This is a genomic window from Duganella sp. CT11-25 (genome assembly GCF_047302815.1).
GTDB lineage: Bacteria > Pseudomonadota > Gammaproteobacteria > Burkholderiales > Burkholderiaceae_D > Rugamonas.
Map to the genome: position 1 here is coordinate 2,859,797 of NZ_JBKBFD010000001.1, position 18,903 is coordinate 2,878,699.

Below are 18,903 nucleotides of genomic sequence, written 5' to 3' on the forward strand. Positions count from 1 at the left end.
GTATTACTCCGTTGTGCGCTTGTCGTCGGCGATGGATTCGTTCAAGCGCCAGGCGATAAAGGATTTCAGGGCCAGGGTCACCAGCGCCAGCAGGGCCAGCAGGGACGCCACGGCAAAGGCTGCCGAAAAGTTGTATTCGTTGTAGAGGATCTCGACCTGCAGCGGCATGGTGTTGGTCTCGCCGCGGATGTGGCCGGACACCACCGACACCGCGCCGAACTCGCCCATGGCGCGGGCGTTACACAGGATCACGCCGTACAGCAGGCCCCACTTGATGTTCGGCAGCGTCACGCGGCGGAAGGTGTCCCAGCCGGAGGCGCCCAGCACAATGGCCGCTTCCTCTTCCTCGCTGCCCTGCGCCTGCATCAGCGGGATCAGCTCGCGCGCGACAAACGGGAAGGTGACGAAGATGGTCGCCAGCACGATGCCCGGCACCGCGAACAAGATCTTGATGTCGTGCTCCATCAGCCATGGGCCGAACCAGCCCTGTGCGCCGAACAGCAGCACATAGATCAGGCCGGAGATCACCGGCGACACCGAGAACGGCAGGTCGATCAGGGTCAGCAGGATGCTCTTGCCGCGGAATTCAAACTTGGCGATGCACCACGAGGCCGCGATGCCGAACACCAGGTTCAGCGGCACGGCGATGGCGGCGGTGATCAGCGTCAGCTTGATGGCCGAGATCGCGTCGTCCTCGATGATGGCGGCGAGGTAGGCTTCCCAGCCCTTCTTGAACGCTTCGACGAACACCGCCACCAGCGGCACGAACAGGAACAAGGTCAGGAAGGTCAGCGCGACGGCGATCAGCGCGATGCGCACCCAGGCCGGTTCCAGCGTTTTCGGCGCCGACGGCAATTCGCCGCGGCGCACCGGGGCGCTTGGCGTGACTGTTGGAGCTGCGCTCATATTATTTCCCCGACTTTCCGCGAGCCCAGGCTTGCAACAGGTTGATGGTCAACAGCATGAGGAAGGACGCCACCAGCATCACCACCGCGATCGCGGTGGCGCCGGCGTAGTCGTACTGCTCCAGCTTGGTGATGATGAACAGCGGCGTGATTTCCGACACCATCGGCATGTTGCCGGCGATGAAGATCACCGAGCCGTATTCGCCGGTGGCGCGCGCGAAGGCCAGCGCGAAGCCGGTCATCAGCGACGGCAGGATGGTCGGGAACACCACGCGGGTGAAGGTCTGGAAGGCGTTGGCGCCCAGGCTGGCGGCGGCCTCCTCCAGTTCGCGCTCGGCGTCTTCCAGCACCGGCTGCACCGTGCGCACCACGAAGGGCAGGCCGATGAAGGTCAGCGCGATCACCACGCCGAGCGGCGTGAACGCCACCTTCAGGCCCAGCGTGCCTTCGAGGAAGCGGCCGAACCAGCCGTTGGCCGAGTACAGCGCGGTCAGCGTAATGCCGGCCACGGCGGTCGGCAGCGCGAACGGCAGGTCGACCAGGGCGTCGATGATGCGCTTGCCGGGGAATTCATAACGCACCAAGACCCAGGCGACGATGCCGCCGAAGATGACGTTGATGAAGGCGCCGATCAGCGAGGCGCCGAAGGTCAGCTTATATGAGGCGATCACGCGGGACGAGGTCACCGCGGCCCAGAACGCATCCCAGGTCAGCGTGAAGGTCTTCAGGAAGACCGCCGACAGCGGAATCAGGACGATCAGCGCCAGATAGAAAATGGTGAATCCCAGCGACAGCCGGAACCCCGGCATCACCCGGAATGGTGCGCCCTTGGCGGCAACGGGTGCCGTGGCGGACGCTGCGAGAACTGCGGACATGAAGGCTCCCTTATTACAAATTCTTCTATAAGGGCTGCATAATCTCATCCGCGCTTCATAATACAAACGAAGCTTTTCTCATTTGATTAGATGTTTACGCTATATACGCTCAGAAGATTAATTTTGTTGCCACGGCAACGAGTGTGATCGCCAGCAAACCACGCAGCAGGCGCTCCGGCACGGCGCGGGCGGCGTAGGCGCCGATGGTGATGCCGGGCAGCGAGCCGACCAGCAAGGTCGCCAGCAGCGTCCAGTTGATCGAGCCCAGCCACCAGTGGCCGATCGCCGCGATCGCGGTCAGCGGCACGGCATAGGCGATATCGGTGCCGGCCACTTCGGCGGCACTCAGGCGCGGATACAGCATCACCAGCAGGGTCGCGCCGATGGCGCCGGCGCCGATGGACGAGATCGTCACCAGCGTGCCCAGCACGACGCCGGAGACGATGGTGGCGGTGCTCAGCGCCCTGCCCTGCAGCTGGCGCTCGGGGTGGGCGGTGATCCAGGCCAGCATCTTGCGCTTGAACAGCAGCGCGACCACGGTCAGCAGCACCGAGCCGGCGATGGTGTAGCGGATCACCTGGCCGATTTCCTTGTTGAGCGTGCCGAAATGTTGAAGGGCGATACTGGCCAGCAGCGCGGCCGGCAAGGCGCCGAGACAGAGGCGGCCGACGATGTCCCAGTGGACCGTGCCGCGCAATCGATGGGTGAAGGTGCCGACGCCCTTGGTCAGCGAAGCGAAAGCCAGGTCGGTGCCGACCGCGACGGCCGGCGAGACGCCGAACATCAGCGTCAACAGCGGCGTCATCAGCGAGCCGCCGCCGACGCCGGTCATGCCGACCAGCACGCCAACGGCAAAACCTGAAATGACAAACGACAAATCCATGCAGTTTCCCCAAAGTAGGCCCGAAGGGTACCTACTATAGGGAAATTTCCAAACAACGGAATGCTTATTTGCTTATGCGCTTTGCAAATGCCTTAGCGCGTGATAGCCGTTATTTGTTCGGTTGCGGGGTGACGCGCAGGTAAGGCTTGGCGGCGGTGAACCCTTTCGGATACTTTTGCTTGAGCACTTCGGGATCCTGCACGGTCAGCGGGATGATGACGTCGTCGCCATCCTTCCAGTTGCCCGGCGTCGCCACGGTGTAGCCGTCGGTCAGTTGCAGCGCATCGATCACGCGCAGCACTTCGTCGAAGTTGCGGCCGGTGCTCATCGGATAAGTGATGCTCAGGCGAACCTTTTTATTCGGGTCGATCACGAACAGCGTGCGCACGGTGGCGGTGGCCGAGGCTTGCGGGTGGATCATGTCGTACAGTTGGGACACCTTGCGGTCGGCGTCGGCGATGATGGGGAAACCGACCACGGTGTTCTGGGTTTCCTCGATATCCTTGATCCAGCTCTGGTGCGATTCGGCCGGGTCGACCGACAGCGCGATCGCCTTGACGTTGCGCTTGTCGAATTCCGGTTTCAGCTTGGCGGTCAGGCCCAGTTCGGTGGTGCAGACCGGCGTGAAGTCGGCCGGGTGCGAAAACAGCACCACCCAGGAGTTGCCCGCCCATTCGTGGAAATGCAGTTTGCCAATGGAAGAATCTTGTTCAAAATCAGGCGCGGTATCGCCCAGGCGTATCGTCATGGTGGTCTCCAGGAGGTTGAGGTTAAGCAAGTATCGGCGTCAGGGCGCCGTCAGCGCGTCATTCTGCGCCTTTTCTGCTAGAAAATACAATGTTTCCAAGCCCTCCGGCCAGTCGCCCAGGCCCGATTCCGCGTTGATATGGCCGAGCGGGCCGCCGTTGATGAAGCGGCTGTGCCAGCGCTGCGCCCACAGCTGCGCGCGCGGCGCCGCCATCCACGGATCGTTGGTGCTGCCAACCATGATGGAGGGCACCGGCAGCGCTTGCCGAGGCAGCAGCGCCGCCACGTTGAATTTGTCGGGATCGGCCGGCGCCACCATCAGCACGCCGGCGACGCCGGACGGATCGCGCGCCAGGCTGTGCACCGTGGCCAGGCTGCCGAAGCTGTGCGCGACCACCAGCGTCGGCCGGCTGTCGCGCCGGCGAACCTCGTCGATGCGGGCCGACCAGCGCGGCAGGTCCGGCACCTCCCAGTCGTCCTGCTGCACCCGCTCGAAGGCGGGGAACAGGCGTTGCCAGCGGCTTTGCCAGTGGTCCGGCCCGCTGTTATGCAGGCCGGGCGCAATCAACACGCGAAACTGGGCAAGCACGCCGTCCATCTTGCTTACTTAGGCTGGTAGATCTGGTCGAACACGCCGCCGTCGGCGAAGTGGGTCTTCTGGGCCTTGGTCCAGTCGCCCGCGACTTGCGCCAGGGTGAACAGTTTCACGTTCGGGAACTGCGAAGCGTATTTCTTCGATGCCTTCTCGGTTGCCGGACGGTAGTAGTTCTTGGCGATGATGTCCTGCGCTTCGTCGGTGTAGAGGAAGTTCAGGTAAGCCTCGGACACTTTGCGGGTGCCGCGCTTGTCGACCACCTTGTCGACGATGGCGACCGGCGGTTCCGCCAGGATGGAGACCGATGGCGCGATGATGTCGAACTTGGTCGGGCCCAGTTCCTTGATCGCCAGCAGCGCTTCGTTTTCCCAGGCGATCAGCACGTCGCCGATGCCGCGCTCGACGAAGGTGGTGGTGGCGCCGCGGGCGCCGGAGTCCAGCACCGGCACGTTTTTATACAGCTTGCCCAGGAATTCCTTGGCCGAGGCGTCGGTGCCGCCCGGCAGGCGCAGCGCGTAGCCGTAGGCCGCCAGATGGTTCCAGCGGGCGCCGCCGGAGGTTTTCGGATTCGGGGTGATGACGGCCACGCCTGGCTTGACCAGGTCGTTCCAGTCCTTGATGCCCTTGGGATTGCCCTTGCGGACCAGGAACACAATGGTCGAGGTGTACGGGGTGCTGTTGTGCGGCAGCTTCTTCTGCCAGTCCGGCGACAGCAGCTTGTGCTGGGCGATTTCGTCGATGTCGTAGGCCAGCGCCAGCGAGACCACGTCCGCTTCCAGGCCGTCGATCACGGCGCGGCCTTGTTTGCCGGAACCGCCGTGCGATTGCTTGATCTTGAGCACGTCGCCGGTCTTGGTTTTCCATTCCTTGGCGAAGGCGGTGTTGACGTCCTGGTACAGCTCACGGGTCGGGTCGTACGATACGTTCAACAGCGAAATCTCAGCCGCCAGAGCAGGTGCAACGGCGGTAATGGCAAGAACAGCAGCAGCAATGATTTTTTTGGACAGCATTTGATTCCCCTAGTAGTGAAGGTCTCCAGATTACTGCTGCCCTTTATAAATGAGAACTAAGCTTTTAGCAGTTCAATATATAAAAAGTTTATATAGATTAGTTGTCGCTCAGTAAAAACGGTTGAACAGGACCACCGCCCAGGTCGCGGCCGCCAGCAGACAGGTCAGCAGCACTGCCGCGCTGCCGAAGTCCTTGGCGTTCTTGGATAGGGGATGGCGCTCCAGCGAGACCCGGTCCACCACCGCTTCTATCGATGAATTGATCAGTTCCACGATCAATATCAACATCAGCACGCCGATTAACAGCAGTTTTTCGAACGCCGAGATGCGCAACACCAGGGCGATGACGGCGCCGACCACGAACATGCCCACCTCTTGGCGGAACGCATGCTCATGCTTCCATGCCGAACGGAAACCGTCGAGGGAGTAGAAAAAGGCGGAATAAATACGTTTGAGGCCACTTTTGCTCTTGAATTCGCTGACTGGATCCATGATTTGGTCTAAAAATAACAATGTCGTATTATGCATCAATTCCGCTTTTTTCCACATTGTGGTATAAAGTCAGTATCACATACCGCACTGCACCAACCACATCATGAAAATCGAAACCGTTCCCGAGCAAAAGACCACTATCCAGGTGATCGAGCGCATGGTGGCGTTGCTCGATGCACTGGCCAAGTATCCCGATCCCGTGAGCCTGAAGGAATTATCCAAGGTCTCCGGGCTGCACCCGTCAACCGCGCACCGCATCCTCAACGACATGGTGCTGACCCGCTTTGTCGACCGCATCGAGCCGGGCACCTACCGCCTCGGCATGCGCCTGCTGGAACTGGGCAATGTGGTCAAGAGCCGGCTGTCGGTGCGCGAGGCGGCGCTGGATTTCATGCGCGCGCTGCACAAGAAGACCCAGCAGACCATCAACCTGTCGGTGCGCCAGGGCGACGAGATCGTCTACATCGACCGCGCCTTCTCGGAACGCTCGGGCATGCAGGTGGTGCGCGCCATCGGCGGCCGCGGCCCGCTGCACCTGACCTCGACCGGCAAGCTGTTCCTGTCGGTGGACGAGCCGAAAGCCATCCGCGCCTACGCCACGCGCACCGGCTTGGCCGGGCACAACAAGAATTCGATCACGGATCTGTCCAAGCTGGAGCGGGAGCTGAGCCTGGTGCGCTCACGCGGCTATGCGCGCGATAACGAGGAGCTGGAACTGGGTGTGCGCTGCATGGCCGCCGGCATCCACGACGACAGCGGCAAGCTGATTGCCGGGCTGTCGATCTCGGCGCCGGCCGACCGCTTGCAGGAAGAGTGGCTGGAAGACCTGGTCGGCACCGCCAACCAGATTTCCGCCACCCTGGGTTACATTCCCGTCGAGTAAGACGGCGAACTGGCGCCGAAGCCGGCCGGCTTCAGCGCTTCCAGCCATTTGCGCATGCGGCCCGCGTCGGCGGTACGCGATTGCTTGCCCTTGGAGTCCAGGAATACCATGATGACCGAGCGGCCTTCGATGACCGCCTGCATCATCAGGCAGCGGCCCGCTTCGTTGATGAAGCCGGTTTTCTGCAGGCCGATCGCCCAGTCCGGGCTCAGCACCAGGTGGTTGGTGGTGCCGAACTGCATCGGACGGCCGTTCGGCGTCTCGATCATGGCCTTGGCGTCGGTCGAGAACTGGCGCAGCATCGGCTGTTGATACGCCGCCATCGCCAGCTTGGCCAGGTCGCGCGCGCTGGCCACATTCATTTTCGACAAGCCGCTGGAATCGACGTAATGCGTGTCGGTCATGCCCAGTTCGCGGGCCTTGGCGTTCATCGCCTCGACAAACGCCGGCTTGCCGCCCGGGTAGTTGCGGCCCAGCGCGGAGGCGGCGCGGTTTTCCGAACTCATCAAGGCGATATGCAGCATATTGGCGCGGGTCAGCTGGGCGCCGACCTTCAGGCGCGAGCTGCTGAATTTTTCGCGGTCGACGTCCTCTTCCGTCACGGTCAGCACTTCGTCCATGTCCTGTTTCGCTTCCACCACGACCAGTCCGGTCATCATCTTGGTGATCGAGGCGATCGGCAAGGCGACGTTGGAATTCTTTTCAAACAGCACTTCGGAATTGGCCTGGTCCAGCACCAGCGCCACGTTGGACGCCAGGTCCAGCGGGTCGCGCGTCATGTTCAGGCCGGCCAGGTCGCCCATGGTCGGCACGGCCGGTGCGGCGGCGATGACGCGCTGGTACACCACCTTGCGGCGGCCGTTGACCTTGATGACGCGCTTGACCACGCGTTCGCTGGCTTGCGCCGCGGCGACGCGCACCGGCTGGCGCTTGGCCTTTTTGACCTGCTGTTTTTTCGGCGCGGCGCCGTCGGCACTGAGTGCCGGCGCTGCGGTAGCGGCTGCGGATGCAAACATCAGCGAAATGAGCGCACTTAACGCTAGTTTATACATTCGTATCCCCAAAAGAAGTCGTACAACCCAAGTTGCAGTGTAGCAAAACGCTGCCCCAGCGCAAGCATATTTAACATTGAGCGCATCGTTGGTTGCTTATGCGCCATACCGGAAAAACAAGGTGGTACTAATCGACAAATTTAACAAATTCTTCAAGCGGCATACGGTCCGTGATCAAAGTATTCTCAATCTTTGCCATGTCCGCAACACCGAGCGCCATGCCGCACACCACGGTTTCATTTTCCGGCAAGCCCAGTAGCTGGCCGATGACTTGATGGTACTGCGTAAACGCCGCCTGCGGACAGGTATCCAGTCCCCGCGCGCGCGCCGCCACCATGATGTTTTGCAGAAACATTCCGTAGTCCAGCCAGGAGCCCTGCTCCATGATGCGGTCTATCGTAAAAATCAGCCCGACCGGGGCGCCGAAGAATTCGTAGTTGCGGCCGTGCTGGGCCGCCATGCCGGTCTTGTTGTCGCGCGTCAAGCCCAGCAAGGCATACAGGTCCCAGCCGACCTTGCGGCGCCGTTCGATAAAAGGAGAGATCCACTCGCGCGGATAGTAGGCGTATTCCTCTGTGTGCAATTTGGACTGCTCCGGGTCATTATGTATGGCCAAGATCGCCGAAGACAACTCCTGCTTGCGCTCGCCTTGCAGCACATACACCTTCCACGGCTGGGTATTGGTGCCGGACGGCGCGCGCGCCGCCACCTGCAGTATCTGCGCGATGTCCTCGCGCGCCACCGGCGTCGGCAGGAAGGCCCGGATCGAGCGGCGCGACGTGATCGCCGCGTCGACGGCTTGCTGGTCGGGAGTGGAAATCATGTGTCCTCGCTATTATTTAACTTTTTTGACCACAAATATCACGCCCGTCACCGCCAGCACCATGCCAGCGATGCCGAGGGCGTTGAAAGCTTCACCGAACATCAGCCAGGCCATGACGGCGGTGGTCGGCGGCGTCAGGTACAGCAGGCTGGTGACCTGGGTGGCGTCGCTGCGGCGTATCAGCGCGAACAGCAGGAAGATGGCGCCGATCGACAGACCCAGGACCGACCACAGCAATGCACCGACAAAGCGCGGGGTCCACTGCACCGCAGCAAAATCCGGGCCCAGTCCTTCAAATAGTATGGCCAGCGGCAACACCAGCACGATGGACGCGGCGAACTGGATCACCGTGCCCGTGCGCAGGTCGAACTGCGGGCAGTAACGTTTCTGATACAGCGTGCCTATGGTGATAGACAATAGTGCAAGCACGCACAATAAGATGGCATCAAGCGACAAGCCGACCAGTTGGACCTTGGCGGCCACCACCAGCCCGACGCCGGCGATGCCGAACAACAAGCCCAGCCACTGGCGCGGACGGACTTTTTCGCCGATCAGCGGCGCGGCGAAGGCGGTCAATATCGGCTGCATGCCGACGATCAGCGCCGACAGGCCGGCCGGCATGCCCTGCTTGATCGCGCACCAGACGCCGATCAGGTAGCCGGCCTGGACCAGCAATCCGGCCAGTGCGATCCGCCATATCTTGCCATACGGCCAGGGCGCCTTGAGCAGCAGCACGGCCGGCACCAGGAACAGCAGCACGCCCAAAAAGCGCAGCAGCAGGAAGGTCAGCGGCGGCGCATACGGCAGGCCGAACTTGGCGACGATGAAGCCGCTGCTCCACAACACCACGAAAAACAGCGGCATCGGCGATAGAAAAGTGGCATGCCGGGTGGCGGCAACAGCGGTCGGGGTCTCGGGCATGTCGTCTGACTATCGGACTGAAAGGGAATCGGCGCCGGATTGCGGCGCCGACTCGGGATGGCTTGAGTCTAACACGGTGAGCGATTTCCCATCGGCAGCCCCCTGTCCAGCTCGTCTTTTTGATAACAATTCCCTATGGAAATACTTCCAGGGATCGATATTTCGTGCTTTGATGCAACGCACAAAAAATCGCTTGACTTAATTTTTGAAGGCCGTAAAATCGGGTTTGTTGCGTTGCACAATTTGTTGTTCGGTCTGAAACGTGGATTGCCTGTTTCTTACCGACGGTAAGAAACGGCAGTATTCAATCATCAATGACTATTTTTCCTGGAGATCTAAATGTTTTCAATCCCTGAGCAATTTTCCAATGCGACCAAAGCCAACTTTGAAGCCCAGTTCGCTATTTTCTCGGCCCTGACCAACAAGGCATTCGAAGGCGTGGAGAAATTCGTCGACCTGAACTTGACCGCTGCCAAGGCATCGCTGGAAGAGTCGTCGGCCACCACCAAACAACTGCTGTCGGCCAAAGACCCGCAAGAATTCTTCTCGCTGGCCACCGCTCAGGCTCAGCCTAACGCCGAAAAGACCATCGCTTACGGCCGTCACCTGGCAAGCATCGCTTCGAGCACCAGCGCTGAATTCAGCAAAGCCGCTGAAACCCAGATCGCTGAAACCAACCGCAAAGTCATTTCGCTGGTGGAAGAAGTGAGCAAGAACGCCCCGGCCGGCAGCGAAAACGCTGTTGCCCTGCTGAAATCGGCAATCGGCAATGCCAATGCCGGTTACGAGCAATTCACCAAAACCGCCAAGCAGGCTGTTGAATCGATCGAAAGCAACCTGTCGTCGGCAGTGAATCAGTTCACCACCGCCACCGCGAAAGCGGCTGCAAAGAAGTAATCAAGGGATAATCGGCGCGGCAGCGCGCCGACTCCCCGTTGTGCTGCCTCCTCGACATCCGCGGAGTTCTTCTCAAACGGGTGTCCTTAAAAGCCTCGGCTAAGCGCCGGGGCTTTTTTTTATTCATTTGACAAGTAGATGGCTGAGCGTGGTAACCTGATACTTGTCCAGCAGTACTTGAACTAGCGATAAAAAAGGATGGGGCCACATGAGAACGCAAACGCCTGCAACCATCAATCAAACCACGGCCCTCATCAATCGGGGCCCGGCGCCAATGCCTACGGCATCTGAAGACAAGCGCGACGAAGCCATACAGCTACGCGCGATGCAGGCAACGATGAGTTCAAGCTTGCACTCTCAAAACCTGCGGGCGGTACAAACCCAGATGCGAGCGAAAGATGGTCGTACCGTCCAACGTCGAGTGGTCGTCAACGGTCACCCCATCGACAGCATCATTGATTATTTGAGCATGAACCAATTGGATCATTTGGTTTCGTTCGACGAATCAGAAATAGCTGGTTGGATGCTGGGCATAAATCAGGTATTGCCTTTCAGAGACGGGGAAGAGCTCGTCCTTTACGTCAACAAGGTCTATTCCGTTACCAAACTCCTCCGCAGCATATTCGCCACCGGCATTCTCAGCCGCCAGCGGCTGACTCAGCAGAATATTGATTTCGTAGGCTCGGTCGATGAGGGCGGCGATGGCGGGCTTGCGGTCAACGTACTGGATCATCGCGCGGGAACCGCAACCGCAAATGAAATTGCCAGTGGATCGATGAACGCGGAAGACCGGGGCAGTATCAGCGTCGCCCTGGAGCGGCAAGACGACTGGATTAAACAAAGTCCCGACACCGATCCATTTGGGGAGTGGAGCCGGCCGGAAAATGTGGCATTGACCCCTGAGCAACAAGAACAGTGCGAAAAAGCCGAGCAAGAGATGCCGGGAGCCGGGGGGATGGTCGCCCGGCGCTTGCAAGCGAACGGCGCCGACAGGAATAATACGGCCTTACTGAATACACTATACCTGCCAGAAATGACCGAGCGGGCACAAAACACGGTCATGGCCATTGTCCGGCAACCGCCTTCCAACGTCGCGAACTCGGACCACCACGGCTTATCCTATGAGTCGGAGGTGCCAGGTGGGGCGATAGCGCCGGGACCCGGCGGGTTCGAGGTCCTGTTGATACCTCAATGGTTCCGGCCTTTCTATATTATGCTTGAAGACAATTTGCCGCCCGGCGTGGAGGTCCGCTTTGTGGGCGACAAGACGATTACGGCTCAATATAAGAATCCCGGCGGAGGTCATCTACCGGTGACGGTAAACGCCCCGGATTATGCGGCAGAAATCGCGCCGGAATTGCAAAGATTCAGCCTCCTGGCAACTCACATATTGACCGCGTGAAGCCGGAAAAACCGGAACGCTTTCCGGTTTCCCCCTATTCGCCCAGATAAGCCGCCTTGACGCGGGGATCGTCCAGCATGTCCTGGGCGTTGCCGGTCATGGTGATGTTCCCGGAGTCCATGACATAGCCGCGATGCGCCGCTTGCAATGCGAGTTTCGCATTCTGCTCGACCAGCAGAATCGTAATTCCCTCTTTCGAGACATTGCGAATCACCTCGAAAATCTTTTCCACCATAATCGGCGATAACCCCATCGATGGCTCATCCAATAACAGCAGTTCAGGATGCGACATTAATGCGCGTGCCATCGCCAGCATTTGCTGCTCACCGCCCGACAAGGTCCCGGCCATTTGCGCCGAGCGTTCTTTCAAGCGCGGGAACACATCAAACCATTTGGCGATATCGGCGTCGATGCCGGCTGTATCGTTACGGGTATAAGCCCCCATCATCAGATTCTCATGAATCGACATGCGGGTAAATACGCCACGGCCTTCCGGCACCATCGCCAGTTTCTTTTCCACCAAATGGAAGGATTTACTGCCTTTTAAAGATACGCCCTGATAGCTGATCGTGCCCTCGACTTTACACGGCGGTAAAGTGCCGGTAATGGCTTTCAAGGTCGTGGTCTTGCCGGCGCCATTCGCGCCGATCAGCGCGATCAGTTCGCCCTTGTTCACTTCCAGATCGATACCCTTGACGGCTTTGATGCCGCCGTACGCGACTTTCAGTCCCGATACTTTAAGAACGTTGTCGCTCATTAGTGCGATCCTCCCAGATAGGCTTCAATCACCGCCTTATTGCTTTGTATTTCCGCCGGCAAACCTTCCGCAATCGGCTTGCCGTACTCCAGCACCATCAGCCGGTCGCACAAGCTCATCATCATCTTGACGTCGTGTTCAATTAACAACACCGTCTTGCCTTCGTTCTTGATCTTGACCAGCAGCTCGCGCAGCGCCAGTTTCTCGGTCGCGTTCATGCCGGCCGCCGGTTCGTCCAGCGCCAGCAGTTGCGGATCGGTCGCCAGCGCGCGGGCGATTTCCAGGCGGCGCTGGTCGCCGTAGGACAGGAAGCGCGCCGTGCGGCTGGCGAACTGGCCGATGCCGACGAAGTCCAGCAGCTCCTGCGCGCGCTTGCGGATCGACGCCTCTTCCTCGCGCGCCGCCTTGTGGCGGAACACGGCGCCGAACACGCCCTGGTGCGAGCGCACGTGGCGGCCCACCATGACGTTCTCCAGCGCGGTCATCTCGCCGAACAGGCGGATGTTCTGGAAGGTGCGGGCGATGCCGGCCTTGGCCACCGCGTGCGGCGCCGACGGCGAATACGGCTTGCCGGCCAGCTCGAAGGTGCCGGTGTCCGGCTGGTACAGGCCGGTGATGACATTGAAGAAAGTGGTCTTGCCGGCGCCGTTGGGGCCGATCAGGCCGTAAATCTGGCCTTTCATGATCTTGATGCCGACATCGGTCAGCGCCTGCAGGCCGCCGAAGCGCTTGTTGACGCCAGCGATGTGGAGAATTACCTGTTCACTCATTTCTGTCTTCCTCACGCCGCCATGGTGCCGGACGATTGATCTTTGGTGTCGGAGTCGCTGTCGGGACGGTCTTCATGCTTGGGCGAAGGCCACAAGCCGGCCGGACGGAACAGCATCATCAGCACCAGCGCCAGGCCGTACAGCAGCTGGCGCAGCACCTCCGCTTCGATCAGCACATGGCCGAACAACTGCTGCTGCAGCGGCTCGACCACGTGGCGCAGCACTTCCGGCAACGAGGCCAGCAGCACGCCGCCCAGGATCACGCCCGGGATGTGGCCAATGCCGCCCAGCACCACCATCGCCAGCACGGCGATCGATTCGGTCAGCGCGAACGATTCCGGCGACACGAAGCCCTGGAAGGCCGCGAACATGGCGCCGGCCACGCCGCCGAACGAGGCGCCCATCGAGAACGCCAGCAGCTTGACGTTGCGGGTATTGATGCCCATCGCCTTGGCGGCGATCTCGTCCTCGCGGATCGCGACCCAGGCGCGGCCCAGGCGCGAATGCTGCAGGCGCGTGGTGACGAACACGATCGCGATGCACAGCGCCAGGAACAGGAAATAGTAGGCGTTGACCGACGGCATGGAGAAGCCGCCGATGACCACCGTGGCGCGCGAGCCCGCCTCGCCGGCCAGGTTGACGCCGAACACCTTGATCGAATCGATCATGTTGATGCCCTGCGGACCGTTGGTGAAGTTGATCGGCTCGTTCAGGTTGTTCATGAAGATACGGATGATCTCGCCGAAGCCCAGGGTCACGATGGCCAGGTAGTCGCCGCGCAGCTTCAAGGTCGGCGCCCCCAGCAGCGCGCCGAACAGGCCGGCCAGCGCGGCCGCCAGCGGCACGATCATCCAGACCGACAGGTGGATGCCGTTTTGCTGGATTTCCGGCCCGAACAGCGCCACCAGCGATTCGCCCAGCACCGGGTACTGATAGATCACCGATTCCAGCAAGGTGGCGAACTGCGGCGAGGCCAGCAGCCCCGTCACATAAGCGCCCACCGCGAAGAAGGCGATATAGCCCAGGTCCAGCAGGCCGGCAAAGCCGACCACGATGTTCAGCCCCAGCGCCAGCATGATGTACAGCAGCGCCATGTCGATGATGCGGACCCACGAGTTGCCGAACTGCGCGGCAAAGAACGGGAACACCAGCAAGCCGATGATCAGCACGGCCATGCTGCTGTAGGCCTTGCGTGGATTGTGGGTGAAGTCGAAATTCAAGATAGCCATGATGTCCCTTTGTTACGCGCGGTCCGCAACGCGTTCGCCCATGATGCCGGACGGCCGCACCGTCAACACCAGGATCAGCACGACGAAGGCGAAGATGTCCTGGTAGTGGCTGCCGAGGAAGCCGCCGGTCAGGTCGCCGATGTAGCCGGCGCCCAGGCTTTCCACCAGGCCGAGGACGATACCGCCGATCATGGCGCCGTAGATATTGCCGATGCCGCCCAGTACCGCGGCCGAGAACGCCTTCAGGCCGGGCACGAAGCCCATCGTGAAGGAGATCGACGCGTAGTTGGCGCCCCACATCACGCCGGCCACGGCGGCCAGCGCCGCGCCGAGCGCGAAGGTGGCGACGATGACCTTGTTGGAGTCGACGCCCATCAGGCCGGCGACGCGCGGGTTTTCCGCGGTGGCGCGCATGGCGCGGCCCATCTTGGTTTTTTCCACCAGCAACACCAGCCCGGTCATGGCGATCACGGCCAGCGCCAGCAGCAGGATCTGGGTCGGCGAGATCAGCGCGCCGCCGATGGCGACCGGATCCGACGACAGCAGTTGCGGGAACGGCAGCGGGTTGCGGTCCCAGATCATCATGGCGAAGGTTTGCAGCAGGATCGAGACGCCGATGGCGGTGATCAGCGGCGCCAGGCGCGGCGCATTGCGCAGGCGGCGGTAGGCGACGCGTTCGATCAGGACGTTGACCGCCATGCAGACCGGGATGGCGCCGCCGATGGCGATCGCCAGCTTGACGTAGCCGGGCAGGTCGGGCGCATAGACGTTGAGCAGTTTGAGGATGGTCAGGCCGGTCATCGCGCCTATCATCAGCACGTCGCCGTGGGCGAAGTTGATCAGGTTCAGTACGCCGTACACCATGGTGTAGCCCAGCGCGACCAGTGCGTACATGCTGCCGAGCACCAGTCCATTAATAATTTGTTGGATAAAAGTATCCATTCAGAGTGCCTTTACTTTGTGTTATGCCTGCACAGACGGTTCATGTAACAAAAACGGCACCCGGGGAGGGTGTCCCCGTAGTGCCGCCGTTGACTACGCGTTCAAAATGCAAGTTTCGTGCCTGACCGGTGTCTGCCGCCGCCCCCGTTTTATAAGCCGAAACGACAACTTTTTAGAGCGAGGCAAATAATAGCGAGAATTTGGAAAAACTAACTGCGGAATAAATGAGCAGTCACTGAATTAAATTCCGCGCCGGCCAACGAATCTTCAGGCCGCGCCTCCGATTGGTGCGATTTTCTGTCCATCCAGCCCCTTGGGCAGCGGGAAGGTCACCGACTCCTCCACGCCGTCCAGGGTGCGCACGCTGCGCACGCCCAGTTCCTTCAGGCGGTCGATCACGGCATGCACCAGCACTTCCGGCGCCGAAGCGCCCGCCGTCACGCCGACGCGGACTTTGCCTTCCAGCCAGGCGGCGTCGATCTGCGTGGCGTTGTCCACCATATAGGCCGGCGTGCCCTTCTTCTCCGCCACTTCGCGCAGGCGGTTGGAGTTGGAGCTGTTCGGGCTGCCGACCACGATCACCAGGTCGACCTGCGGCGCCATGAATTTCACGGCTTCCTGGCGGTTGGTGGTGGCGTAGCAAATATCGCCTTTTTTCGGCTCGATGATCGCCGGATATTTGCGCTTCAGGGCTTCGATGATGTCGGCGGTGTCGTCTACCGACAACGTTGTCTGCGAAACATAGGCCAGCTGGTCCGGCTTGGTGACGTCCAGCCTGGCGACATCGGCCACGGTTTCGACCAGGTACATGCCCTCTTCCGTCTGGCCCATCGTGCCTTCGACTTCCGGATGGCCGTCGTGGCCGATCATGACGATCTCGCAACCCTGCTTGCGCATCTTGGCCACTTCCACGTGGACCTTGGTGACCAGCGGACAAGTGGCGTCGAAAATGCTCAGGCCGCGCGACTCGGCTTCGGCGCGCACCGCCTTGGAGACGCCGTGGGCCGAAAACACCAGCGTGTTGCCGGCCGGGACATCATCCAGGTCCTCGATGAAGATCGCGCCCTTGTTGCGCAAGTCTTCCACCACGTAGGCGTTGTGGACGATTTCATGGCGCACATAGATGGGCGCGCCAAACTGCTGCAACGCGCGCTCGACGATTTCGATGGCGCGGTCGACGCCGGCGCAAAAGCCGCGCGGCTGGGCCAACAGGATTTCTTTATCGCTCATGACTTCCTCAGAGTACGGAAATAAGGTTGACTTCGAATTTCAGCGGCTGGCCGGCCAGCGGATGGTTGAAGTCGAACAGACAGGTGTCGTCGCCCAGCTCGCGCAGGATGCCGGCGAAGCGGCCGCCGCCCGGCGCGGCAAAGTCGACCAGGTCGCCCACCTTGTAGTCGGCGCCCGGCACCGAGTTCTCATCCAGCGTGGCGCGGGTCACTTCGCGCACCAGTTCCGGATTGCGCGGGCCGAAGCCGACGCCCGGCTCCAGGTCGAAGGTCTTGTGCGTGCCTTCCGGCAGGCCGATCAGCAAGGCTTCCAGCACCGGCGCCAGCTGGCCCTGGCCCAGCATCAGCGTGGCCGGATTGCCGGCGAAGGTGGAAACTATATCCGTACCGTCCAGCGAGGCCAGACGGTAGTGCAAGGTGAGATACGCCGATGGGGTGACGACAGGTTGCGCGTTAGACATGACTTGAGATTCGATGAGCTGGCAAAGGCTCTATTGTAAGCCACCTTGCCCCTCGCGCCCGCGGCCCGCGCAAACGATCGATGCAAAAGGCGGTTTGCGCGGCTTTGCGCAGGGTTAGTACCGTCTCCGCCGGCCGGCCGATAATCGACAGCAGAGCGATTACCGGAGATAGCCCATGCCCATCATCGACTGGCCGCTGGAGCGGCGTCCGCGCGAGCGGCTGATACGCGAAGGCGCCGCCGCGCTGACGGATGCGGAATTGCTGGCGGTATTCCTGCGCATCGGCGTGCCCGGCAAGGACGCGGTGCAGCTCGGGCAGGAAATGGTGCACCACTTTGGCTCGCTGCAAGGCCTGTTCGGCGCCAGCCTGCCCGAATTCTCCGCCATCAACGGCCTGGGGCCGGCCAAGTTTGCCCAGCTGCAGGCGGTGATGGAGCTGGCCCGGCGCGCCATCCTGGAGGAAATAAAGGCTGGCGCCACGCTGGGCTCGCCGCGCGCGGTCAAGGAATACCTGCGGCTGGTGTTTGCCGGCAAGCCCTTTGAATCCTTTTATGTGCTGTTCCTCGACGTAAAGAACCGCCTGATCGAGGCCAAGGAAATGTTTCGCGGCACGCTGACCCACACCAGCGTGTACCCGCGCGAAGTGGTCAAGGAAGCATTGGCGCGCAACGCCGCCAGCGTCATGCTGGCCCACAACCACCCGTCCGGCACGCCCGATCCCAGCGAGTCCGATCTGCTGCTGACGCGGGCGCTGATGCAGGCGTTGGCGCTGGTGGACATCCGCATCCTCGACCATTTTGTGGTCGCGGGCCACCAGGTCCACTCGTTCGCCGAGCATGGCCAGCTATGAGTTTACCCCTGTGCGCTCAAGGGTTTACAGAGGGGGAATACCTCGAATTCACAATTGTTAAATTTTTTCAGATATTTAAGACACAATTGTTTTTCACAAGTCATTGAAAAAGCTGAGTTTTTTGGATATACTCTTGTTTTTCCAATTGTGGAATGTCTTTTAAGGAGTGCGTTATGGCACGTGTTTGCCAAGTTACTGGGAAGAAGCCGATGGTCGGCAACAATGTTTCCCACGCAAACAACAAAACCAAACGTCGTTTCCTGCCTAACCTGCAGAACCGTCGTATTTTTGTTGAATCTGAAAACCGCTGGGTCTCCCTGCGTCTGTCCAACGCTGGTCTGCGCGTAATCGACAAAGTCGGCATCGATGCCGTACTGGCCGACATGCGCGCCCGTGGCGAAAAAGTCTAATTAGGGAGCTACCATGGCAAAAACTGGCCGCGACAAAATCAAGCTGGAATCGACCGCAGGTACGGGTTTCTTCTACACCACTACCAAGAACAAGCGTACCACGCCTGCTAAGATGGAGATCATGAAGTTCGATCCTAAAGCACGCAAGCACGTCATGTTCAAAGAAACCAAGATCAAGTAATCCGGTCTTCGTCTCGATAAAAAAGCCGCTCAGTGAAAACTCAGCGGCTTTTTTAATTTTATTGGCAACCTTCGGTCAGCTGGACCTGCGAATAGTCGCCGGCGTAGAGGCCGGTGATCTTGCCCTTGCCGGTCTCGAAGCGGATCGCATACTGGCCGCCGCCGGCCAGCACCGTCAGCGTCTGCTCGGCGGGGTCGCGCAGTTGCGCCGCGCGCTGGATCGCCTCGCCATAGGCGCGCTCCACCTTGGCCACCGTATCGCCCAGCGCGATCCCGCGCTCGGAGGCGATGCCCTCCTCCATCACATCGACCCGCTTGAGCACGTCGTCTATGAACATCAGCAGCAAGCCGGGCTGGCGCGCCGGCTCCAGCTGGAAGCAGTTCGGCACGTTGCGCAATTCCTTGGGCATGCGCTGCATATTGTCGCCCAGTATCTTGTTGACCGTATCGAAACGCATGCCGATCTTGAGCGGACCCGCACCATCGAAACGCACGGTCCAGTCGCCCGCCTGCGCCATCAACGGCAAGGCCATCGCCGCCCCCAGCACCACACTACGCCATCCCATAGTCTTCCTTTGCAAATGAAAAAT

At 60.7% G+C, this 18,903-nt stretch carries 23 protein-coding genes; 6 read left to right on the forward strand and 17 right to left on the reverse strand.

What is annotated here, in order from left to right; all coding sequences use genetic code 11:
• Positions 1–3: 3 nt before the first annotated feature.
• The 7 genes from cysW to ACEN9F_RS12180 all read right to left on the reverse strand — a co-directional run bounded on the left by cysW (position 4) and on the right by ACEN9F_RS12180 (position 5,507).
• A complete protein-coding gene (cysW, locus tag ACEN9F_RS12150; protein WP_413420274.1) occupies positions 4–906 on the reverse strand; it encodes a sulfate ABC transporter permease subunit CysW in 903 nt (300 codons plus the stop codon).
• 1 nt (position 907) lies between these two features.
• Positions 908–1,780 carry a sulfate ABC transporter permease subunit CysT gene (gene cysT, locus ACEN9F_RS12155; protein ID WP_413420275.1) on the reverse strand — a complete coding sequence of 291 codons (873 nt, stop codon included), beginning with the start codon at positions 1,778–1,780 and terminating at the stop codon, positions 908–910.
• Positions 1,781–1,889: 109 nt separating this feature from the next.
• Positions 1,890–2,663 (reverse strand): sulfite exporter TauE/SafE family protein, encoded by a 774-nt coding sequence (locus tag ACEN9F_RS12160; protein WP_413420276.1) that lies wholly within the window; start codon positions 2,661–2,663, stop codon positions 1,890–1,892.
• Between the two features lie 109 nt (positions 2,664–2,772).
• Positions 2,773–3,411, reverse strand: a complete 639-nt coding sequence (locus ACEN9F_RS12165) for a peroxiredoxin (protein WP_413420277.1) — start codon at positions 3,409–3,411, stop codon at positions 2,773–2,775.
• 39 nt (positions 3,412–3,450) lie between these two features.
• Complete coding sequence (locus ACEN9F_RS12170; protein WP_413420278.1) at positions 3,451–4,008, reverse strand: RBBP9/YdeN family alpha/beta hydrolase; 558 nt, start codon at positions 4,006–4,008, stop codon at positions 3,451–3,453.
• A gap of 5 nt (positions 4,009–4,013) precedes the next feature.
• Positions 4,014–5,015 (reverse strand): sulfate ABC transporter substrate-binding protein, encoded by a 1,002-nt coding sequence (locus ACEN9F_RS12175; protein WP_413420279.1) that lies wholly within the window; start codon positions 5,013–5,015, stop codon positions 4,014–4,016.
• Between the two features lie 108 nt (positions 5,016–5,123).
• Positions 5,124–5,507 (reverse strand): diacylglycerol kinase, encoded by a 384-nt coding sequence (locus ACEN9F_RS12180; protein WP_413427046.1) that lies wholly within the window; start codon positions 5,505–5,507, stop codon positions 5,124–5,126.
• Positions 5,508–5,610: 103 nt separating this feature from the next.
• Here ACEN9F_RS12180 and ACEN9F_RS12185 point away from each other — a divergent pair, with 103 nt between their 5' ends.
• A complete protein-coding gene (locus tag ACEN9F_RS12185; protein WP_413420280.1) occupies positions 5,611–6,390 on the forward strand; it encodes an IclR family transcriptional regulator in 780 nt (259 codons plus the stop codon).
• Here the strand turns inward: ACEN9F_RS12185 and pbpG are convergent.
• From pbpG to ACEN9F_RS12200, 3 genes are all read right to left on the reverse strand, one after another.
• A complete protein-coding gene (gene pbpG, locus ACEN9F_RS12190; RefSeq protein ID WP_413420281.1) occupies positions 6,372–7,442 on the reverse strand; it encodes a D-alanyl-D-alanine endopeptidase in 1,071 nt (356 codons plus the stop codon). The genes ACEN9F_RS12185 and pbpG overlap by 19 nt on opposite strands.
• A 127-nt stretch (positions 7,443–7,569) precedes the next feature.
• Entirely contained in the window at positions 7,570–8,265 is a 696-nt protein-coding gene (locus tag ACEN9F_RS12195; RefSeq protein WP_413420282.1) for a nitroreductase, read from the reverse strand.
• A 12-nt stretch (positions 8,266–8,277) separates the two neighbouring features.
• The gene (locus ACEN9F_RS12200; RefSeq protein ID WP_413420283.1) at positions 8,278–9,186 is read right to left on the reverse strand and encodes a DMT family transporter; all 909 of its coding nucleotides are present in this window, start codon (positions 9,184–9,186) and stop codon (positions 8,278–8,280) included.
• A gap of 339 nt (positions 9,187–9,525) precedes the next feature.
• Between ACEN9F_RS12200 and ACEN9F_RS12205 the strand changes: the two genes are divergently transcribed.
• Both ACEN9F_RS12205 and ACEN9F_RS12210 read left to right on the forward strand, forming a co-directional pair.
• Positions 9,526–10,083 (forward strand): phasin family protein, encoded by a 558-nt coding sequence (locus tag ACEN9F_RS12205; protein ID WP_413420284.1) that lies wholly within the window; start codon positions 9,526–9,528, stop codon positions 10,081–10,083.
• Positions 10,084–10,291: 208 nt separating this feature from the next.
• Positions 10,292–11,485, forward strand: a complete 1,194-nt coding sequence (locus tag ACEN9F_RS12210; protein ID WP_413420285.1) for a hypothetical protein — start codon at positions 10,292–10,294, stop codon at positions 11,483–11,485.
• Between the two features lie 34 nt (positions 11,486–11,519).
• On the opposite strand, the gene ACEN9F_RS12215 is transcribed toward ACEN9F_RS12210, so the two are convergent.
• The 6 genes from ACEN9F_RS12215 to ACEN9F_RS12240 all read right to left on the reverse strand — a co-directional run bounded on the left by ACEN9F_RS12215 (position 11,520) and on the right by ACEN9F_RS12240 (position 16,873).
• Complete coding sequence (locus ACEN9F_RS12215) at positions 11,520–12,242, reverse strand: ABC transporter ATP-binding protein (protein WP_413420286.1); 723 nt, start codon at positions 12,240–12,242, stop codon at positions 11,520–11,522.
• Entirely contained in the window at positions 12,242–13,012 is a 771-nt protein-coding gene (locus ACEN9F_RS12220; protein ID WP_413420287.1) for an ABC transporter ATP-binding protein, read from the reverse strand. Before ACEN9F_RS12220 ends, ACEN9F_RS12215 begins: the two co-directional genes overlap by 1 nt.
• A gap of 11 nt (positions 13,013–13,023) precedes the next feature.
• On the reverse strand, positions 13,024–14,241 hold the full coding sequence (locus tag ACEN9F_RS12225; RefSeq protein ID WP_413420288.1) for an ABC transporter permease subunit: 1,218 nt from the start codon (positions 14,239–14,241) through the stop codon (positions 13,024–13,026).
• Between the two features lie 12 nt (positions 14,242–14,253).
• Entirely contained in the window at positions 14,254–15,183 is a 930-nt protein-coding gene (locus tag ACEN9F_RS12230) for a branched-chain amino acid ABC transporter permease (RefSeq protein ID WP_413420289.1), read from the reverse strand.
• A gap of 267 nt (positions 15,184–15,450) precedes the next feature.
• Positions 15,451–16,413, reverse strand: a complete 963-nt coding sequence (ispH, locus tag ACEN9F_RS12235; protein WP_413420290.1) for a 4-hydroxy-3-methylbut-2-enyl diphosphate reductase — start codon at positions 16,411–16,413, stop codon at positions 15,451–15,453.
• A gap of 7 nt (positions 16,414–16,420) precedes the next feature.
• Positions 16,421–16,873: an FKBP-type peptidyl-prolyl cis-trans isomerase gene (locus tag ACEN9F_RS12240; RefSeq protein WP_413420291.1), complete on the reverse strand. Its 453-nt coding sequence runs from the start codon at positions 16,871–16,873 to the stop codon at positions 16,421–16,423.
• A 175-nt stretch (positions 16,874–17,048) separates the two neighbouring features.
• Between ACEN9F_RS12240 and radC the strand changes: the two genes are divergently transcribed.
• The 3 genes from radC (at position 17,049) to rpmG (ending at position 18,314) form a co-directional block, all read left to right on the forward strand.
• Positions 17,049–17,723, forward strand: a complete 675-nt coding sequence (gene radC / locus ACEN9F_RS12245) for a RadC family protein (protein ID WP_413420292.1) — start codon at positions 17,049–17,051, stop codon at positions 17,721–17,723.
• Between the two features lie 173 nt (positions 17,724–17,896).
• Positions 17,897–18,133: a 50S ribosomal protein L28 gene (rpmB, locus tag ACEN9F_RS12250; RefSeq protein ID WP_008451488.1), complete on the forward strand. Its 237-nt coding sequence runs from the start codon at positions 17,897–17,899 to the stop codon at positions 18,131–18,133.
• 13 nt (positions 18,134–18,146) lie between these two features.
• A complete protein-coding gene (gene rpmG, locus ACEN9F_RS12255; RefSeq protein WP_008451489.1) occupies positions 18,147–18,314 on the forward strand; it encodes a 50S ribosomal protein L33 in 168 nt (55 codons plus the stop codon).
• 58 nt (positions 18,315–18,372) lie between these two features.
• Here rpmG and ACEN9F_RS12260 read toward each other — a convergent pair whose 3' ends face one another.
• Positions 18,373–18,879 carry a hypothetical protein gene (locus ACEN9F_RS12260; RefSeq protein WP_413420293.1) on the reverse strand — a complete coding sequence of 169 codons (507 nt, stop codon included), beginning with the start codon at positions 18,877–18,879 and terminating at the stop codon, positions 18,373–18,375.
• Positions 18,880–18,903 lie beyond the last annotated feature (24 nt).

Excerpts from the sequence above, each read along its gene's own strand:
- cysW (WP_413420274.1), bottom strand. The coding sequence starts at position 906 with ATGAGCGCAGCTCCAACAGTCACGCCAAGCGCCCCGGTGCGCCGCGGC.
- cysT (WP_413420275.1), bottom strand. The coding sequence starts at position 1,780 with ATGTCCGCAGTTCTCGCAGCGTCCGCCACGGCACCCGTTGCCGCCAAG.
- ACEN9F_RS12160 (WP_413420276.1), bottom strand. The coding sequence starts at position 2,663 with ATGGATTTGTCGTTTGTCATTTCAGGTTTTGCCGTTGGCGTGCTGGTC.
- ACEN9F_RS12165 (WP_413420277.1), bottom strand. The coding sequence starts at position 3,411 with ATGACGATACGCCTGGGCGATACCGCGCCTGATTTTGAACAAGATTCT.
- ACEN9F_RS12170 (WP_413420278.1), bottom strand. The coding sequence starts at position 4,008 with ATGGACGGCGTGCTTGCCCAGTTTCGCGTGTTGATTGCGCCCGGCCTG.
- ACEN9F_RS12175 (WP_413420279.1), bottom strand. The coding sequence starts at position 5,015 with ATGCTGTCCAAAAAAATCATTGCTGCTGCTGTTCTTGCCATTACCGCC.
- ACEN9F_RS12180 (WP_413427046.1), bottom strand. The coding sequence starts at position 5,507 with ATGGATCCAGTCAGCGAATTCAAGAGCAAAAGTGGCCTCAAACGTATT.
- ACEN9F_RS12185 (WP_413420280.1), top strand. The coding sequence starts at position 5,611 with ATGAAAATCGAAACCGTTCCCGAGCAAAAGACCACTATCCAGGTGATC.
- pbpG (WP_413420281.1), bottom strand. The coding sequence starts at position 7,442 with ATGTATAAACTAGCGTTAAGTGCGCTCATTTCGCTGATGTTTGCATCC.
- ACEN9F_RS12195 (WP_413420282.1), bottom strand. The coding sequence starts at position 8,265 with ATGATTTCCACTCCCGACCAGCAAGCCGTCGACGCGGCGATCACGTCG.
- ACEN9F_RS12200 (WP_413420283.1), bottom strand. The coding sequence starts at position 9,186 with ATGCCCGAGACCCCGACCGCTGTTGCCGCCACCCGGCATGCCACTTTT.
- ACEN9F_RS12205 (WP_413420284.1), top strand. The coding sequence starts at position 9,526 with ATGTTTTCAATCCCTGAGCAATTTTCCAATGCGACCAAAGCCAACTTT.
- ACEN9F_RS12210 (WP_413420285.1), top strand. The coding sequence starts at position 10,292 with ATGAGAACGCAAACGCCTGCAACCATCAATCAAACCACGGCCCTCATC.
- ACEN9F_RS12215 (WP_413420286.1), bottom strand. The coding sequence starts at position 12,242 with ATGAGCGACAACGTTCTTAAAGTATCGGGACTGAAAGTCGCGTACGGC.
- ACEN9F_RS12220 (WP_413420287.1), bottom strand. The coding sequence starts at position 13,012 with ATGAGTGAACAGGTAATTCTCCACATCGCTGGCGTCAACAAGCGCTTC.
- ACEN9F_RS12225 (WP_413420288.1), bottom strand. The coding sequence starts at position 14,241 with ATGGCTATCTTGAATTTCGACTTCACCCACAATCCACGCAAGGCCTAC.
- ACEN9F_RS12230 (WP_413420289.1), bottom strand. The coding sequence starts at position 15,183 with ATGGATACTTTTATCCAACAAATTATTAATGGACTGGTGCTCGGCAGC.
- ispH (WP_413420290.1), bottom strand. The coding sequence starts at position 16,413 with ATGAGCGATAAAGAAATCCTGTTGGCCCAGCCGCGCGGCTTTTGCGCC.
- ACEN9F_RS12240 (WP_413420291.1), bottom strand. The coding sequence starts at position 16,873 with ATGTCTAACGCGCAACCTGTCGTCACCCCATCGGCGTATCTCACCTTG.
- radC (WP_413420292.1), top strand. The coding sequence starts at position 17,049 with ATGCCCATCATCGACTGGCCGCTGGAGCGGCGTCCGCGCGAGCGGCTG.
- rpmB (WP_008451488.1), top strand. The coding sequence starts at position 17,897 with ATGGCACGTGTTTGCCAAGTTACTGGGAAGAAGCCGATGGTCGGCAAC.
- rpmG (WP_008451489.1), top strand. The coding sequence starts at position 18,147 with ATGGCAAAAACTGGCCGCGACAAAATCAAGCTGGAATCGACCGCAGGT.
- ACEN9F_RS12260 (WP_413420293.1), bottom strand. The coding sequence starts at position 18,879 with ATGGGATGGCGTAGTGTGGTGCTGGGGGCGGCGATGGCCTTGCCGTTG.